The sequence below is a fragment of the Nostoc favosum CHAB5714 genome (assembly GCF_020829495.1).
Taxonomy (GTDB): Bacteria; Cyanobacteriota; Cyanobacteriia; order Cyanobacteriales; family Nostocaceae; genus Nostoc; species Nostoc favosum.
Genome location: NZ_JAIVFQ010000009.1, coordinates 57110 through 74264, shown reverse-complemented (window position 1 = coordinate 74264; position 17155 = coordinate 57110). Strand labels below are relative to the sequence as shown.

At 41.3% G+C, this 17155-nt stretch carries 15 protein-coding genes; 7 read left to right on the top strand and 8 right to left on the bottom strand.

Going from position 1 to position 17155, the window contains the following annotated elements; genetic code table 11:
- Positions 1-217 precede the first annotated feature (217 nt).
- Positions 218-646, top strand: a complete 429-nt coding sequence (locus LC586_RS09200; protein WP_229484261.1) for a hypothetical protein — start codon at positions 218-220, stop codon at positions 644-646.
- 13 nt (positions 647-659) lie between these two features.
- Positions 660-2591, top strand: coding sequence for a hypothetical protein (locus LC586_RS09195; protein ID WP_229484260.1), 1932 nt, complete (start codon positions 660-662; stop codon positions 2589-2591).
- A 314-nt stretch (positions 2592-2905) separates the two neighbouring features.
- Here the strand turns inward: LC586_RS09195 and LC586_RS09190 are convergent, their stop codons facing one another.
- The 5 genes from LC586_RS09190 to LC586_RS09170 all read right to left on the bottom strand — a co-directional run bounded on the left by LC586_RS09190 (position 2906) and on the right by LC586_RS09170 (position 6833).
- Complete coding sequence (locus LC586_RS09190) at positions 2906-5278, bottom strand: tetratricopeptide repeat protein (protein WP_229484259.1); 2373 nt, start codon at positions 5276-5278, stop codon at positions 2906-2908.
- Between the two features lie 27 nt (positions 5279-5305).
- Complete coding sequence (locus tag LC586_RS09185) at positions 5306-5710, bottom strand: hypothetical protein (protein ID WP_229484258.1); 405 nt, start codon at positions 5708-5710, stop codon at positions 5306-5308.
- Between the two features lie 377 nt (positions 5711-6087).
- Entirely contained in the window at positions 6088-6273 is a 186-nt protein-coding gene (locus LC586_RS09180; protein WP_229484257.1) for a hypothetical protein, read from the bottom strand.
- A gap of 76 nt (positions 6274-6349) precedes the next feature.
- Positions 6350-6529, bottom strand: coding sequence for a DUF6887 family protein (locus LC586_RS09175; protein ID WP_100899738.1), 180 nt, complete (start codon positions 6527-6529; stop codon positions 6350-6352).
- A gap of 100 nt (positions 6530-6629) precedes the next feature.
- On the bottom strand, positions 6630-6833 hold the full coding sequence (locus tag LC586_RS09170; RefSeq protein ID WP_229484256.1) for a DUF6888 family protein: 204 nt from the start codon (positions 6831-6833) through the stop codon (positions 6630-6632).
- 249 nt (positions 6834-7082) lie between these two features.
- Between LC586_RS09170 and LC586_RS09165 the strand changes: the two genes are divergently transcribed.
- On the top strand, positions 7083-7307 hold the full coding sequence (locus LC586_RS09165; RefSeq protein WP_229484255.1) for a hypothetical protein: 225 nt from the start codon (positions 7083-7085) through the stop codon (positions 7305-7307).
- 114 nt (positions 7308-7421) lie between these two features.
- Here the strand turns inward: LC586_RS09165 and LC586_RS09160 are convergent, their stop codons facing one another.
- From LC586_RS09160 to LC586_RS09150, 3 genes are all read right to left on the bottom strand, one after another.
- Positions 7422-7772, bottom strand: a complete 351-nt coding sequence (locus LC586_RS09160; RefSeq protein ID WP_229484254.1) for a DUF5615 family PIN-like protein — start codon at positions 7770-7772, stop codon at positions 7422-7424.
- 3 nt (positions 7773-7775) lie between these two features.
- Positions 7776-8120: a DUF433 domain-containing protein gene (locus tag LC586_RS09155; protein WP_229484253.1), complete on the bottom strand. Its 345-nt coding sequence runs from the start codon at positions 8118-8120 to the stop codon at positions 7776-7778.
- 490 nt (positions 8121-8610) lie between these two features.
- Entirely contained in the window at positions 8611-10512 is a 1902-nt protein-coding gene (locus LC586_RS09150) for a DUF1565 domain-containing protein (protein WP_229484252.1), read from the bottom strand.
- A 494-nt stretch (positions 10513-11006) separates the two neighbouring features.
- Here LC586_RS09150 and LC586_RS09145 point away from each other — a divergent pair, with 494 nt between their 5' ends.
- The 4 genes from LC586_RS09145 (at position 11007) to LC586_RS09130 (ending at position 17138) form a co-directional block, all read left to right on the top strand.
- A complete protein-coding gene (locus LC586_RS09145; RefSeq protein WP_229484251.1) occupies positions 11007-12122 on the top strand; it encodes a thiamine phosphate synthase in 1116 nt (371 codons plus the stop codon).
- A gap of 94 nt (positions 12123-12216) precedes the next feature.
- Positions 12217-12429, top strand: coding sequence for a sulfur carrier protein ThiS (thiS, locus tag LC586_RS09140; protein WP_229484250.1), 213 nt, complete (start codon positions 12217-12219; stop codon positions 12427-12429).
- A 193-nt stretch (positions 12430-12622) separates the two neighbouring features.
- Positions 12623-12961, top strand: a complete 339-nt coding sequence (locus LC586_RS09135) for a CU044_2847 family protein (protein WP_229484249.1) — start codon at positions 12623-12625, stop codon at positions 12959-12961.
- The gene (locus LC586_RS09130) at positions 12945-17138 is read left to right on the top strand and encodes an nSTAND1 domain-containing NTPase (protein WP_229484248.1); all 4194 of its coding nucleotides are present in this window, start codon (positions 12945-12947) and stop codon (positions 17136-17138) included. Before LC586_RS09135 ends, LC586_RS09130 begins: the two co-directional genes overlap by 17 nt.
- Positions 17139-17155 lie beyond the last annotated feature (17 nt).

Sequence of the window (17155 nt, the reverse complement as noted above, 5' to 3'; positions counted from 1 at the left end):
ATTATAAAATAATTTCATATATATATGTAGCGATCAAAGCAAAAAATACGCTTTGATGCCGAAAGCTCATGGCAGTGATGAAGTTTTCGGTCTACCTCAACTTTGTCTAGTTTGAACGAAACTAACCAAAATCAAGCAATAGTCTCATAGAGGTTATTGTTTGATTTTGGCTATTTCAGAAAGCGTTGAACAACCTTAGAACGTTAAAGGTAAAAACATGAAAAGCATGAATTTACATCGCTTGAGATTGCCATTTTTGTTAAAAATAATTCTTATTTCTACTATTGCTACTCTAGTAATTGCAATTAACGAGATTTTATTAGAGCAAGCTTTGTTGAACTCATTTGGAATACATAAAATATGGAACACAGTGAACGAAGATTCATTAGGTTCTTATTTAATGCCTTTGACTATTGCTTTGGGAGAGGGTGCGTTGGCTATCCATATAGGTGAGCGGCAACCATTAAGAACTGTATTCCATACTTCCAGTTTATGGATATTAGTTATATGTTTGTATTTAGGTATTTTTGTAAAAATTATACTTGGTATCGAGCCATTACTTGTTGATTATTCTAACCCAATGACACCTATTGGCATTGTAATTGGTGTGTTCTTAATGGGAGAAAAATACTGGGCAAGACGTTAGTAATAGTAAGAAAATGGTGCCAAATAAAAAGGAGTTAAATATGTATTCCCTACGTCAGCGGTTGACAGCTATTTTTCTCATAGCGCTAATTTTTGTAACGGTATTTATTCCAAAAAAATCCCTTTCTACTCCCCCGTTTGATTCAGGAAGCTTTTTTGCTTCTGCTTTAAATTCGATGTTTGCAAGAGGTATTGGTGGACTAGAATCTAATATTGCAAGTAGTCTTGTACTCAAGCCATCAGATTTGTCTTATCAAGATGAAACGCTTTATGCCAATATTAAAGATAAGAAAATTCCTATTACAGTTAGTCCAAACATACTGCGAGAAGCAATTCATGTAGTGCAGCAAACTAAAAACCGAAGTTTTCAGGTATCTCAAGACCAACTTGCTGGGAAAAATGGTATTCTTTATACAGATGAGGCTTTAAGGAATACAGAAATCGGGAAAGTATTCTTACGTGCAGATAGTGAATTTGCTTCAATGGCATGGGGAAATGAAAAGTTGCGACCAAAAGACTCTAAATCCAAGCAACCAAACTATCTGGCTAGTCAGTTACTTAAAGATAAGAATTCCCCCTATAATAGGCTATTAAAAAATTGGGCACTTCCCCCTCTAAGCTGGCCACAAATAACTTTATCCTTTAATCCAAACCCTGATGTGGTATCTGGCTTAGTAGATTTGGAATATAAGCCACAGATAACATTTCTTTCGCCTTATGGTCATCCCGTTCAAGCAGAAGACCAAGACCAAAAACTTGGTGAAATTCCTTATAAACAGTTAATTCAAGATGTGAAAGCTCGTCCCGACGAATATCGAAAGGTATTACCTCTTGTAAATCAAGCTGCATCTATAACTGCAACAATGGGTCTTGTTGCCGCAGCTTGCCAAGAAGCAGAATCTTGCAAACACTTGCAACACCAAACGTGGATGTCTAACCTACAGCCTAAAAAGCTTTTTACTACTTGGATACAACAAGATAATAACAATTTCTCTAGACCACTGGATTTGCTGGGAATAATGTCCCAAACAAAGAGTATAGAGCTATTAAAATATCAATGGTTAGAGCGTAGTCTTGAAACTTTTGAGTCAGAAAAAAACGCATGGGATGCTCCCTATAATGCTGTGCTACAAGGTATAAAGCATAAAGATGTTGCTGAGTTCATCGAAAAAAACAGAGAGCGTACAGCTTTAGAGCGAAATGAGGAAGAAAATAAAGGAGACATAGATAGATCGATTGATGAAGAAAATAATAAAGTCATGGGAGAAATAGAAAAATCTGCCTTTTTAGTTGCAAATAAGGCACAGAAATTAGCAGCAGAACACTTCAAAGATTATCAAACAGTCCCCAAAAAATCTTTTATTTTGCAAGGAGCTTTAGCTGTTGTTGATGCTTGGAATGGAGAGTTGTATGTAGCTGAAGAAGACCTAAAAAATGCTATTCAATACTCTTCTCATCGCCCTAGAGAAGCCTCCGAGGCTATAAAACTAGGTCATGCTGTAGCTTCAATCATGCAGAGTAATAATCAAGAAGAATTCAAGATGAAAGGAAAGTGGATTGATTTCCGCATGAAATATTTACAGCGTAAGGCACTGAGAGAAGCCTATAATTCTGCTGATAACTACCTCAAAAGTTGCGAAACAAATAAACTTGACCAATTAGGATGTAGCGATAATGAGTTGTTGCTTAAATGGGAAGCCTATACAATGCGTGCTGGCTTATTTGAAGAAGATGTAAAAGGTAAAGATATCCCTTGGTTATATGGACGATTTGCATATCTTGTAGGAGTTAAGTTGCTTAATGATAATGATAAGCAACCGGAAAAAGCAAAAGACCGTCTAAGATTTTTATCTTCTTACGCAAATAGGGCAAACTCATGGCATAGCTGGAAGCTACATAGATTGGAAAATGACTTGAGAAGAAGGTTAGAAGAAACAGTATCTTAGTAAGTGAAGAGAATCTTCAATACTTTCTAAGTTACTCCAATAATTTTAGTAGGGATGTTAATAACATCTCTACTAATTTAGTACTTGTATTGACAGATACATACTAGTTAAGTTTATAAGAATAATTGCAATTTTTGATGTTATTTAATATCATGGCAATGACTACTAAATAAAGATAATAAAGATCTATTTTTTGATGGCAGTGTAACCACTAATTTGCTCAGGAAGTTACCATTCAAAAGCATGTTATTAAAGTAAGAATAAAAATTAGTATTTTGAATGATAGCTTAAGATAAAGCTATAGATTCATCTGATTACATTCTATAACGTAAATCTTCAAGGAGTTTACAAGCGGAAATTACAAGTGGATGATCATTACCTAGACAGTTTTGAAGTATTTCTAAAGATTTTTGAAATAAGTCTCTAGCTCCATTGTATTGATGTTGAGCCACGTAAAGTTCACCTAAGTTCCATAGCCCAAGAGCAACAACTGGATGTGTTTCTCCTAACAAACTTTGGTTTAGTGCCAATGATTGAAAAAATAAACTTTCTGCTTCACTATATCGATACATTTTTGTATAAAGACAGGCAAGATTATTTAAGCTTTCTGCAATATCAGGATGTTCTGTATTTATAGTATTCTTTCTAATTTCAAAAGCTTTCTGTAAGAGTCGTTCAGCTTTTTGTGTGTAACTAGAATATTGCCAAGAGTAGTGCGCTAGTCCTGCATATAACGTACCTAAATGGTTCAAGCTTTGAGCCACAAGTGGATGATCTTCCCTTAAACGAAATTTTCTGATTTTTAAAGCTTTACGGAAAAGCCTTCTAGCTTTTAAGTAACGTTCTTCTGTTTCTCTATAAACACTTAGATTGTATCTTTCTTGCTGAGTATTGTTATTTTGCTGAGAGTAAAGTAACGCCAAATTATTCATTATTGTGGCTACATCAAGATGATTATCTCCTAATCTATTTATAGTTAAATTTAAAGCTTGCTGATAATATATTTTTGCATCATCATAATGACCTAAATCTTTATATACATTAGCTAAACTATTTTGACTAGAAGCTACCTCTAAACTTTCTTCTCCAAAGCGTTCTATTGCATTTGATAGATAATTTTGATAACACAGTGCTGCTTCTTTATATAAACCTTGGGCTGTATAAAATCTGCCTATACCCACAAAAATCAAACAAAAATCTTCATCAGTTAAAAAAATATTACTTATAAGTATGGTTCTGTTTTTCACAATTTCGGTTACATGAGGTATAGCAGGAGCTATCGCTTGAATATCATGCTGAGTGGGTGACTCAGAAACTTTTTGAGCAACTGCTATCATTGCCTGACAAAATGAATGCTGAAGTTCATTTACCTGTTCCGGCTGCACTAATTTTTCTTGAAAAAATTTTTCTTGAAAAAATTCTCGAATAAGTTGATGTAGATGATAGGTTTGATCCCCTTGTAGAAAATGGAAATCTTCTAGGTTTACCCTGGCATCTCCCAAATCATCGGTATCTTGCACCGTCTTCACGCTTTCCACAAGGAACCAAGGAATAGGGGCCAACGCAAATAAACTTAGTAAATAGCCTAACTGCTTGCCTTCGTTAGTTAACTCGTCCCAACTCAATTCAAAGGCAGCAGCAACTCCCCGTTTGATATTGAGTGTAAAAGTACGGTCATTATCATCTTTATCCAAAGATTTGTGTCTCAAACATATTCCCTCTAGCCGCTCTAGCATTTTTTCTAGAGACAGCTTTTGTTTCTTAACGTATCGTCCAACCAATTGCAGCGCTAAGGGTAAATTTCCTAATCTTTGACACAGCTTTTTGGCATTCGCCAGTTCTTGTAGAATTTTTTCTTTCCCGATACACTGCTGTAACAAATCAAGTGCGGCTTCTTCTTCTAGTACGTCAAGGGTCAATGGCTGGGGAAGTTCTACTAATTGTAGCCTCGTTGTGATTAACACCTTAAATCGAGATGATTGGGGTGGCAAATACGGCTTCACCTTTTCAAAATAGTTGACATCATCAAGTACCAGTAGTACCTCTCCTTCTTGCCAGTGTCGCCAGCAGTAAGACACTTGATTCTCTAAGTCGATAACATCTGGTAGCTGCAAGCCTAACTGTGTTCTTGCAAATGCCACAATCTGATTCCCTACCTCAACATCTCGCCCTTGCAACCAACAAATACCTCCAGGATAAGTGTTATGTTGACAATGGTAATGAGCATATTGCAATGCTAATTCCGTTTTCCCAACACCTCCCATACCAGCGATCGCGCAAATAGCAACTTGGTTTTTCTCCTGTAATTTTTGGTGTAGTATTTCTAATTCTTTCTCCCGACCAACAAATTTTTGTATGCAAATGCGGGGGAGATTTTGAGGGATGCCAACAAGCCTGGGTTTCTGTTCTTGGATGAAAGTATTTAGAACGTCTTTGAGTGTATCTTTATCGACATGATAGTGAACCCCAACCTGTGCAATCCCACCCTCCACTAGAGTTTGAAAGCTTTTAGCATTATCTTGATTGATCTGAATCATGCGGCTTGCTGCACTCGCAAGTTCAGAATTCTCTAACAAAACAGCTTTAAAATAAGCGACAAGCTGCTTTGAATTTGCTTGCGGCTCATCTTTTAGCTTTTTAGCTACCTCGGTAAGTAGCAATTCCAATTGTTCAGCAAAGTCAGCCATTACAAATTACTGGATTCAGGGGGTAGACTATTGACCGTGGAAATGATTTTCACCAACGTAAGCAGTTCCACCCTCAACTTTAGTTTGCCAGCCTCTAGCATTATCAGAGTTGTACTGGGTCATGTGGCTGTTGTCTTGAAGCTTACCTGCGTTGATTTCTTGAGCAAGGGCTTGTACTTCAGTCGCAAACTCTTTATCCTCAAGCATCACATATTGCAAATAGCCTGCTACTTTATCTAATTCTACCTTGTTGCCTTGTTCAACAGCAGTTAAAGCTTTTTCAGCATTCGGATTTCCCCTTAACTTCTGCCAAATCTTCTTCCGTAACACATCAATCTTAGCAAGAGCTACTTCAGTAAATTTCTCGATTGTCTTTTCAAAAGCTTTTGTGAAAGCGAGAGTGGCGATCGCACCAGCAGTTAATGGCTCCATGTCCTACCTTGTTTACCGACATTTTAATTTATTACCACATGATTTTTGTTCTAAATTCCGCAATTAAGGTAAAAAATTTATAGTTAGCTTATCTTTCCGGTTCGTGATTCATGCAGCATTACACCAAAGGGCATTAAGGTGAAACACATCCCTAGAACGGTTTATTTTCCTCGGTTCGCGCACCTCGCTTGTCGAAAATAACCCGCCATCACAGATTAATGGGGGTAAGGGGCAGATATAACAGGACAATCACTCTCCTAGTAAGGGTTACATATAAACTGTAGCAATTTGGTTACTCGCGAGTGTACATGATTTAAATGCCAATAAATAACCGAAAGCTGGTAAAACGAGAAAAATCTGGCATACTGACGGTAACGCTACCCCTTGTTCCGTCGAGTTTCGTCATTTGTCTGCCCTGGATATCTTAGCCGATCGCCAATCACCGAAAGTTGGTAAAACGGAAAAAACTGAGCCTGCTGTATCCAGACGCAAGTCGCCAAATCAGCGCAGATATAAGGGTGTGCGATCGCGGGAATATCCAAGAAGATAATGGCTGAAGGCAAGTCCCAAAATTCACATTGAGTCAAGCTGCTAAATTGAAAAAACCCCGTTACTGGAATGTCAGTAACGGGTTCTATGTTAACTAGCTTGATTAATACGCCGTTTTAACTCAGCCTCTAATTGTTCTGGAGTGCTGACCACTACCCCCGGTTTCGCTCTCATGATGCTGAGGTAATGCTGAAATGCCTCCTCATCCTGGGGGTTTGATATCACATATTGTCTTAATTCTTGCTCATTAAGAGTTAAATAGTCTGTCATCGGATAATGTTCTCCCCATTACTAAGAATTTCGGCGTTGCATATTTGCGGGATGATTTTGCTAGTTTTGTGGGATGGGCATCTTGCCCGTCCCTTGTATTTCAGGGCGGGCGAGACGCCCACCCTACAAGAATCATCCCTTGATTCAGCAACGCCAGAATTTCTACTTGGATGGTTTCGCCTATCAAAATCACGATTTGGCTTGTCCTCTCATCAAATCTAACCAATGCTATATCTCTAAGCAAATTACTAGCCCGAACGCAAAAATCAAAGAATGCTTTAAGTTGCTCGATGGTCGGTTCCATACCTCTTACCATTGAATAAAATTAAATCGGTTCATTCGTGACAAGTTAGGATAACATCGTCCCGTAGCGAAGGGGTTGACCCGCCATCGCCAATGACAATCAAAAAAAGGGAATGAAAAGGATCTGACTGACCTTCATATTTGCCAGACTGACTGCAACGAACGAATACAAGTCGTCAATTCTCCTTGGGACTGATAGCGATCGCACAAACGCACTAAAATTTAAGAAACCATCATGATGGGTACTGACATGGTATCGATCCCAATTACTTTGGAACAACTCATTACGGCGGTACAACAGTTGCAGCCAGACGAACGAGCAAAAGTCGCTAGAGCCTTGATTCAAATAGATTTACGTTCAGATTTGACGGCTTTAATTCAAGAACTTTATGCCGAACCCCCGGTGAATGAGATTACAGACGATGAAATCAGGGCTGAAATTAAAGCTGTGCGTCAGCAATCCCAGCAGGTCTGACTTCCTAAAATATGATCGCCCCCTTGACTAAAAGAGCGATGCCTCCCCACAGTAGGAAAGCGATCGCTCTCTCAAGTCGATTGATTTCATTTTGACCCGCGATCGCCATTACAATCAAGAAAAGGGAATGAAAAGGATCTGACCTTCATATTCACCAAACTTACTGCAACAAACGAATAAATATAAGTCGTCAATGACCTGTCCGATCGGAGCCGTTGCAATAACTTCAACAACTCCAGGCATAGACAAACCTTTGTTGATTCGCTCATAAGCATGGACAGTAATCGTTGCTATATCATGGGTAAGCAAGATGCGTTCTTCATTGGCTGCCCACTCTAAGATAGTGGAATCATCAGTATGGATTAGACCTACATCTTGGACACGAACAATATCCAATCCAGGTAAACGTCTTATCAAGCCCCGCAATATCGAGCCATTGAAGTTCTCATCAGTCAATAGACGCACTGGCTAGAATTCTCCTTGGGGCTGATAGCGATCGCGCAAGCGCTGCCTAAGATTAGCTAAATTATACTGCTGGACAAATTGATTTCGCTGTTGTTGAGCTTTTTTGCAACGCTGCTCTAGGTAATTGTCGATTTCTTGGCGATGGGTGAGATAGTATGCGATCGCTGCGTATATCTCCCCTAAACAGAGAACGGGATACTGAACAGCAATTTCTTCAGGTGTAGAGCCGTTATGGTATGTTGCTAGCAAGCTATCGAGAGTAACGCGGCTTTGACCGATGCGAATACCTCCAGCTTCATCCCAACGAAACGGTGGAGCGGTAACCTGAAATTCGATTTGAACGCTCATGGGGGCAATTCTTGGATTTGTGGTATTTCTGTCTTGAGTTTACTTTAGCCGTTAAAGAGCGATCGCCCTTAGGGACTTCCAAATAAAAAAATATACCATCGCTATAGAGGCAGGGAGCTCTTAGCTGGGGGAGGGAAAGTCGTAGTGAAGTCCAGAAATTGGATAATTTATTTTTTGGAGTTCCCTTACATCAAAATTCAAAATTGAGGAAAAAGACTGGAGGGGATGTAAGTCCATCGGTGTCAACTTAAGCAAAAAGTAGCTTAACTGAAGGCTTGACTCACCCGCCTGGAACTAAAGTTCTTTGGCTTTTAGCTAAAGTCTACTGAAGTAGACTAAAGATTATTGGGTATATTTCAGTCATCTTTAGATGACTTGAGCTATTAGCAAGGAACTTTAGTTCCTTGCGGGACATGGCTTTTAGGTTAAGTTGACACCAATGATGTAAGTCTTTCCCCTCCACCCCTTTTGCCCTATGTCCAATGCCCAATTAATTCAACGGCTCCATAATGGCTCTTAAACCGTTGCTAGAGAGTGTTTTTAGCATTTCTTTAGCGTTATATTCATTGCTAAATACTCCTGCTTGCATAACTCTTTGACCTTGCCAAACTGTGGGAAACGCACCAGGAGCAAGGAATCGCACTAAATCTTGATCTTTATCAGTGAAGAGTGGAACTACTACGCGATAACGTACACCTAATTGTCTTGCAGAGTTACCGCCATCTGGAATACTTGCAGAACTTGTTTGCATATTGCGAGTATTATTAATAGGGATATTGCGATCGGGAAGTGGTAAAAGTGCAGAAGCACCTAAAGTAGCAGTTTCTTGTATTGGTAATGGCTGCTGTGTTTGCTCCGTCATACTTGGATCTGGTGGCTGTGCTACTGAATTGGATGGGTACTCAGGAGCAGTAAACTCTATCGTATTAGGCTCAATCCGCACATAATTCAACTGTGGTGTATCAGGTGGCTGTGCTGCACTGGGAGTTGCAACTCTTGAAGTGTTGGTTGGTATTTGTCTAGCCGACAAGCTGCTAGGAGTAGGAAAATCGGCAACTTTAGAGGTGGGTTGCTGTTGATTGGATATAGGCGTGGAAAGCGGCACATTGGCTGGCAACAATGGCAGCAGTTGACTGTTTAATTGCCCAGAAACAGGATTATTTGCTGAAATGCTGTTGCTGGTTTGCCCATTAGTAGTTTCAGAGATTTCGGGAGCCGAGAAGGTGATTTCCCCATTTGCTGGTATTTCTCGTAATACATTGTTGGGGACAGGAGCAGGTTGAGAATTTTGTGTTGCAAGTGCTGTTGTACCATTTATATCTACCTTGCCAGTGATGCGATCGCTCACAAGGTTGTTACCAGCAGCAGAAATTACCTGTTTAGCAGCGCTGGCGTTAATGTCGTAGCGGGCATTATTTTGAAATTGATTACCCCCAGGTTCGGATGCGTTGCCTAAATCTGGCATTGCTTGAGCGATCGCAACTAAACCATCTTCTTTATTATCTTGAATAACATTATTCCGCAAAATCGGGCGGGCATTTGCTTGCACCACAATTCCCGATCTATTGTTTTGAATTTGATTCCCTATGACTATAGGAGCAGCATTTTGGGCAATATTGATGCCAAAACCCGTTTCGTGAAAGACATTTTCTTTCACTTGGGGACTGGAGTTCCCGGCAATTGTGATGCCATTAGCTCCATTGCGATCAAAATAATTCTTACTAATGGTGGGTGCAGCATTACCACTTACGGAAATTCCATCTTGGGTACTGCCAGTAAAGGTATTTTCCGCGATTACCGGATTGCTAGATTCAATCCATAAACCGTAACCACGGCGGTTTGGGTTCGTCACCGTCACCCCAGTGAGCAAGGTTTGATTTGCTCCAACAATTGTGACATTTTGACCGGCAAAGCTCCGGCTCAGGTAATCACCACCTCCCTGAATTACAATGTCCTTACCTTGATTGCTAGGATTGCCTTGAATTGAAACACCTGGTTTCATGATTAAAGGGAATATCTCTCCTGTCTCGGCGCTATAAGTGCCCGTGGAGAGCATAATTACAGTATTAGCATTAGCTAATCGCAACGCTTGGGTAATCGTTTTCACAGGAGTGGATTCGCTGCCATTGCCTGCACTGTCATCTCCACTATTTGGGTTGACAAACAGGACGTTAACCTGAGAATTTGTTTTCTCAACCAGAGGCGCCCAATCTGGTGTCGATGGCATCTGAGCGATGCCTTCTCTACGAGAGGCAACGCCTTCGGCGAGCTCCGCTAACGCGCTACCCAGGAACGCCATACTTGCCGCTCCCATGTTTACAGTAAAAAATAATACTGAAAAAATAAAAAATAAAAGCCTTGCTGATTTGATAAACTTCAGCTTTGCAAGCATAACATCTACCCTATGGTACTTAGGAAACACACGATGGTGAATCATATTTAACACAACTCCTCGAAGTAACAAGAAATTCTTATACTCTCTAAGAGTATTATGTCGATAATATTACTCACTCTAAAATTTGTTGACCATCAGTGAGGCGATATATATTGTGAGCTTTAATAATCGGCTTGGATGATATTTTGGGCGAGAAAGCGCTCTATTTCAAAGTTAAGATTTACTGTATAAATGCTCTCGAAATAGTATCCATGCAGTCTCAAATTTAATTTGCCCATTGTGGATTTTCCAGTGTATCCGCTCTGGCTAGTCCTTTGTAAGCTTGTCGTTTACCCTAAAATACTTGACTAACCTTAGTGCGAAACTGTAGCCTCAAACTACCCTGATCACTGCCTATAGGAAAATGGGATAATTTCCCGTAACCCTCACTACTACGTTATTTTGCGTATATTCTGCAAAAATTGAGTAAAAAAAAGCAAATTAATTAACTTATGGTTACTAGGACATATGATAATTCACATTCCGATGAAAGCACTAATGGGGTTGTTGTAATGGTCGAGCCATACAGCCAAAAAGAGCAAATCCAGCAAGTTGTCTACCGCATTTTAGACGCGAATTTAGATCGTGCTCGTGAGGGCTTGCGAATTATCGAGGAATGGTGTCGCTTTGGGTTGAATAATGCCCAGTTGGCTCTTGAATGCAAGCGGTTGCGACAAGATGTAGCCAAGTGGCATACCCCGGAATTGCGGGCGGCGCGAGATACACCAGGCGATCCTGGGACTGAGTTAACCCATCCTCAAGAAGAACAACGAGCTAGTATCAAATCGGTGTTGCAAGCTAATTTTTGCCGTATAGAAGAAGCATTGCGGGTTTTGGAAGAATACGGCAAGCTTTATCACCCAACTATGGCTAAAGCTTGCAAGCAGATGCGCTATCAGGTTTATACCCTAGAAAGTAGTTTAATGGGTCATCAGCGCCATCAATTATTGTGGCGATCGCGTCTGTATCTTGTTACTTCCCCACATGAAACTTTGTTGAACAACGTCGAAGCTGCACTCAAAGGAGGATTAACGCTTTTACAATACCGCGACAAAACCGCCGATGATTCTTTGCGTCTGGAACAAGCAAGAAAACTCCAGCACTTATGCCATATCTACGGTGCTTTATTCATTGTTAACGATCGCGTGGATCTAGCTTTAGCTGTGGATGCAGATGGGGTGCATTTGGGACAACAAGATATGCCCATTGCTGTTGCTCGGCAATTAGTAGGTTCGCAGCGTCTGATAGGTCTTTCTACCACAAATAAAGAAGAAATGCAAGGAGCAATTGCTGAAGGTGTAGATTATATTGGCGTGGGGCCAGTTTATGAAACTCCCACAAAAGTAGGTAAAGCAGCAACAGGGCTAGAATATGTCAGCTATGCTGCGAAAAATTGCTCAATTCCCTGGTTTGCCATTGGAGGAATAGATGCCAATAATATCAATGATGTGATCGATGCCGGAGCCGAACGTGTAGCGGTGGTGCGATCGCTCATGCAAGCCGAACAACCTACTCTAGTGACGCAATATTTGCTCTCCCAACTTAATCGCATTAAACCAGAACTTTGAAAGAGTCATTAGTCATTTGTCATTAGTCATTAGTCATTAGTCATTAGTCCAAAGTAAACAATCAATTCCCAATCTCCCATTCCCCACATTATTTATGTCTAATGAAATTACGGTTCAGGTAAATGGGGAAACCCATAGCTGTTCGTTTCAAACTTCTTTACCCGACTTGCTCCAACGGTTGGGTTTTAACCCCCGCTTGGTGGCTGTGGAGTATAACGGCGAAATTTTACATCGCCAGTTTTGGCCGCAAACAAAAGTGCAACCAGGCGATCGCTTAGAAGTAGTAACTATTGTTGGCGGTGGTTAGTTGATTTGAGCCAGTTTTAATCTGTTTCAACCTCAAGGGTTTTCGGCATATTTCTGATCAACGTATTTGGATCTGCAAAATTATCGTTAGATTCTAAAAGTCGCATTATCTGGGAACTTCAAGTAATAGAAAACCTTCTACAATCAATGTAAATTGAATTTTACGTATTTATACCCAATTTTATAAGTTTGTTGTGAAACGCATAGTAGAATTTCCTCTTGAAAGTGGCGAATCCATTCTTGTTGAAGTAGACGAAGCAGCACAGACCGACGATCGCATCGGTTTGCGAGACCAAGTGGTTGATAAAGCTACACAAACTTTCGAGTCAGCCCTAGAAACCGTCAAGCCGATAGCTAATGCGATTATTACCAAAATAGGCAGCATCAAACAGCCGGCAGATGAAGTGGAAGTCAAGTTTGGCATCAAGATTAGCGCTCAACTTGGGGCGGTTGTAGCTTCAGGTAATAGTGAAGTCAACTATGAAATCACCCTGAAGTGGAAAAGAGATTCACAAAATGGCAGCACCCCTTGAGTTATCTATTGTCAGGATTTACTCTAACGGTGGCAAAGTAATTGGTGCTGGTTTCTTAGTTTCCCAAAAGTACATCCTCACCTGCGCCCATGTGGTAGCTGATGCCTTGGGACTTTCTAGAACAACTGCCCAAATGCCAGATGCAGAAATCACCTTGGACTTTCCGTTAGTGGCAGCTAAACAACTCTTCCAAGCTCAGGTTGTTTTCTGGCTACCTGTGAATCCTAGTATGGCAGTAGAAGATATTGCTGGATTGGAATTAAAACATTCTCCTCCAGATAAAGTTCTACTCGCACCATTAATTACATCTGATGATTGGGCGGGACATCCTTTCGGAGTATTGGGTTTTCCAGCGGGACAACCAGATGGGGTTTGGGCTACTGGCGTTTTACGTGGACGCACAGCTAAAGGTTGGGTGCAGGTAGAGGATGTGAAACAACCAGGTTATAAACTAGAGCCTGGTTTCAGTGGTGCGCCTATATGGGATCGTGAGCTTCAGGGTATAGCAGGAATAGCAGTAGCAGTAGACATCAACCGACCAGAAGCTAAAGTTGGGTTTATGATTCCCACACAAGTGTTGGTGAGTGAATGGTCTGTGTTGCGTGAGCAAGCTATTGCCTCTTGTCCCTATCGCGGTTTATTTCCTTTCCGGGAAGAAGATACAAGATTTTTCTTTGGGCGGGATATTTTCACACAGAAACTAGTAGATACAGTCCAAAAACAATCATTGGTAGCGGTAATTGGGGCGTCTGGTAGTGGTAAATCTAGCGTAGTGTTTGCAGGTTTGATTCCGCATTTACGCCAGCAAGGCAATTGGCTCATCGAATCTTTTCGCCCAAAAACTCATCCTGTAGATGAATTAGCAGTAGTAATTGTACGCCTGCGTGAACCAAATGAAACGAAGATACAACAAGATATTGATGCCAGAAAATTAGCTGGTGCGTTGCGAGAGGGAGAACTAGCACATACTTTTTTATCCCGAATTTTGTCAGAGAACGAGGATAACCGCCTGTTACTGGTGGTCGATCAATTGGAGGAACTTTATACTTCTTGCTCAGATGTTAAAGAACGCCAGCTATTTTTAAATCAATTATTAGAAGCGGCTAAACTGGTACAGAATTTTACCCTTTTGCTGACCTTGCGAGCTGACTTTCTGGGATATGCACTTTCTGATCGTCGTTTCGCCGATGCTTTGCAGAATGCTGATTTAAAACTTGCTCCGATGAACCGAGAAGAATTGCAGCAAGCGATCGCTCGACCTGCAAACAAGCAAGGGGTAAGGTTAGAAGAGGGGCTTGCAGAGCGGATTCTCAGAGCAGTGGCGGATTCACCAGGGAATTTGCCATTACTAGAATTTACTTTGACGCAACTGTGGGCACAACAGCAAAATCGCCAAATGACTCATGCTGCTTACGAAGCCATCGGTGGTGTAGAAAAGTCGTTGGCGAACCATGCAGAAGCCGAGTTTGCTAGGCTCAATCCAGAGGAGCAACAACAAGCACAGCAAATATTTGTCCAACTGGTGCGGCCTGGGGAAGGCACAGAAGACACCCGCAGACTAGCTACCAAAAATGAGGTGGGAGAAAGTAACTGGGATTTAGTGAGGCGTTTGGCTGATGCGCGGCTAGTGGTAACTGGACGTGATCAAACTGCTGGTAAAGAAACAGTAGAGATTGTCCATGAAACCTTGATTCGGGAATGGGGACGACTGCACGGTTGGATGGAGAGCGATCGCTCTTTTCGCACTTGGCAAGAATTATTGCGATCGAGAATGCGTCAGTGGGAAAATGCCGGACAAGATGAGGGGCCATTGCTGCGAGGTGTCCCCCTAGCGGAGGCAGAAAATTGGCTCAAGCAGCGCCAAGATGAGTTGAGCCAAGCAGAGCAAGATTTCATCCAGCAGAGTTTAGCATTGCGCGATCGCGATCGTAAACAAAAAGAACGCCGCCGCAAGCTTACTCTATTTGGGCTGACTAGTGGTTTAGTAATAGTCTCAATCCTAGCTATGGTTGCATTTTGGCTACGATGGACAGCTGAGGTTGAAGGCTCAGGAGTCACTGCTTTAAGAAATTTTGAGTCTGGCGCTGGAGAAATCGAAACTTTAGTGTCAGCAATGGAAGCCGGACAAGAGGTCAAAAAGATGGCTTTTTGGAATAGTCAATGTTTGCAAGACTGTCCAGCCATAAGTCCACTGCTAGCTTTGCAGAAGATTCTGGATAATATTCATCAAACAAATCAAATCAATACTTACCAAAAAGGTGTAAACAGTATCCGTTTTTTTAAGAAACACAAACAAGAAGAGTTAATTGTTGCCGGTGGAGAAGATGGCACGGTTACATGGCGAAATTTCCGGGGAAAGGAATTGAAAAAGCCCATACTGCACAATAACAGTATCAAAAGTATCGATTTTAGTGAAGATCAAACAATACTGGCTACAGGTGCAAGTAACGGTTGGGTAAAAGTGTGGAATGTCTCAACAACTCAGCAGTCACCTCCTTTAATAACATCCATGCATCATAAATGTGTCAATGGCCAGCAGTTAAAAGAATACGACCGACCAAAAAATGGTGATAAATGTAGTGTCAATAACGTTCGTTTTCTTCCCAAGAGCAACCTGCTGGCAACAACTGGAGATGATGGCAAAGTCAAACTGTGGCGTTTCAATAGAGAACCTGTTTTAACAATAGATGCCCATCAAGGAAGTATCAAAAGCCTTAATCCTAATCCTGATAATATTCAGCAATTTGCCACGGCTGGAGAGGATGGCTTGGCAAAGCTTTGGGATATCAAGGGGGCAGAATTGGCAACATTTAAGGGTCATGAATGCAGTGTCAAGGATACTAAAAAATGTAGTGTTAACAGTGTCTGGTTTTACCCCAAGAAAAAGCAAGTTGCAACTGCTGGAGATGATGGTACAGTTCGGCTATGGAATCTTGCTGGAGAAGAGCTGGCAAAATTTGAGGCTCATCGGGAAGGTGTTGAGACAGTTCGTATTCCCAACGATGGTTTGATTGCTACATCAGGTAGCGATGGCAAAGTAAGGCTATGGAAGGATTTCAAGGGAACACTAGAAGCAGAATTTCTGGGTCATCAGGGCAGTGTTGTGAGCATCCGGTTTAATGGCGAAGGAGAGACTCTTGCCACCGCTGGAAAAGATGATGGCACGGTAAGATTCTGGGCAGTTCCAGGAAAATCATTAATCAAACCCAAAAATCCCTTAATCAAACTAAAGGGGTATGAAAAAGCTGTTAGCAGTGTGCGTTTTAGCCCAGATGGCAACTTACTAGTTACAGCTTCAGAGGATGATAACATTAGGCTTTGGACTCTTGAAGGGAAGCTGATAAAACCATTCCAAGCCTATCAAGGCGGTGTCAACAGTGTGCGTTTTAGCCCAAAACAAACAGAAGACCTAATTGTTACAGGTGGAAAAGATGGCACAATAAAGCTCTGGACGCGCACCGGAAAACCGTTAAAGCCTTTGAAACCTTTCGAGGGACATACTCAAGCAATACGGAGTATCAATTTTAATAACGAAGGAGATAGGCTTGTTACTGCTGGAGATGATGGCATGGCGAAACTGTGGGATCTCAAAGGAACCAAGTTGCAACAATTTCCGCACAAAGGTAAAGTTGAGACCACTAGATTTAGTCCAGATGGCAAGCTGCTAGCTACAGTTGGAGAAAATGGGACGGCATTGCTGTGGAATCTTAATAGCAAGCGGTTTAAACCATTGCTGGGTCATAGGGGCTATGTTAACACTGTCGGTTTTAGCCCCAAAGAGGAGAAACTGGCTACAGCTGGAGATGATGGTATCGTTAGGTTATGGGATTATTCAGGAAAGCAGTTAAAAGAATTTAAGACTTATGAAGGTAGAGTCACACAAATAACTTTCAGCCGGGATGGTAAGCTGCTGTCTACATCTTCAGCAAACTACACAACTAGACTGTGGAATTTATCAGGACAACAGGTGGCAGAATTTACGGGTCATCAAGGCACTGTGAGAAGCGCAGATTTTAGCCCTGATGGTAAACTGCTGGCTACAGCCAGTGAGGACAATACAGCAATTGTGTGGCGTATGCGGGGATTAGATGAACTGCTGCATCAAGGATGCGATCGCCTCAAAGATTACTTTATAACTCATCCCGAAGAAAATAAAAAACTTAGTGTGTGTCCTTGAATGTAATAAACATGGTA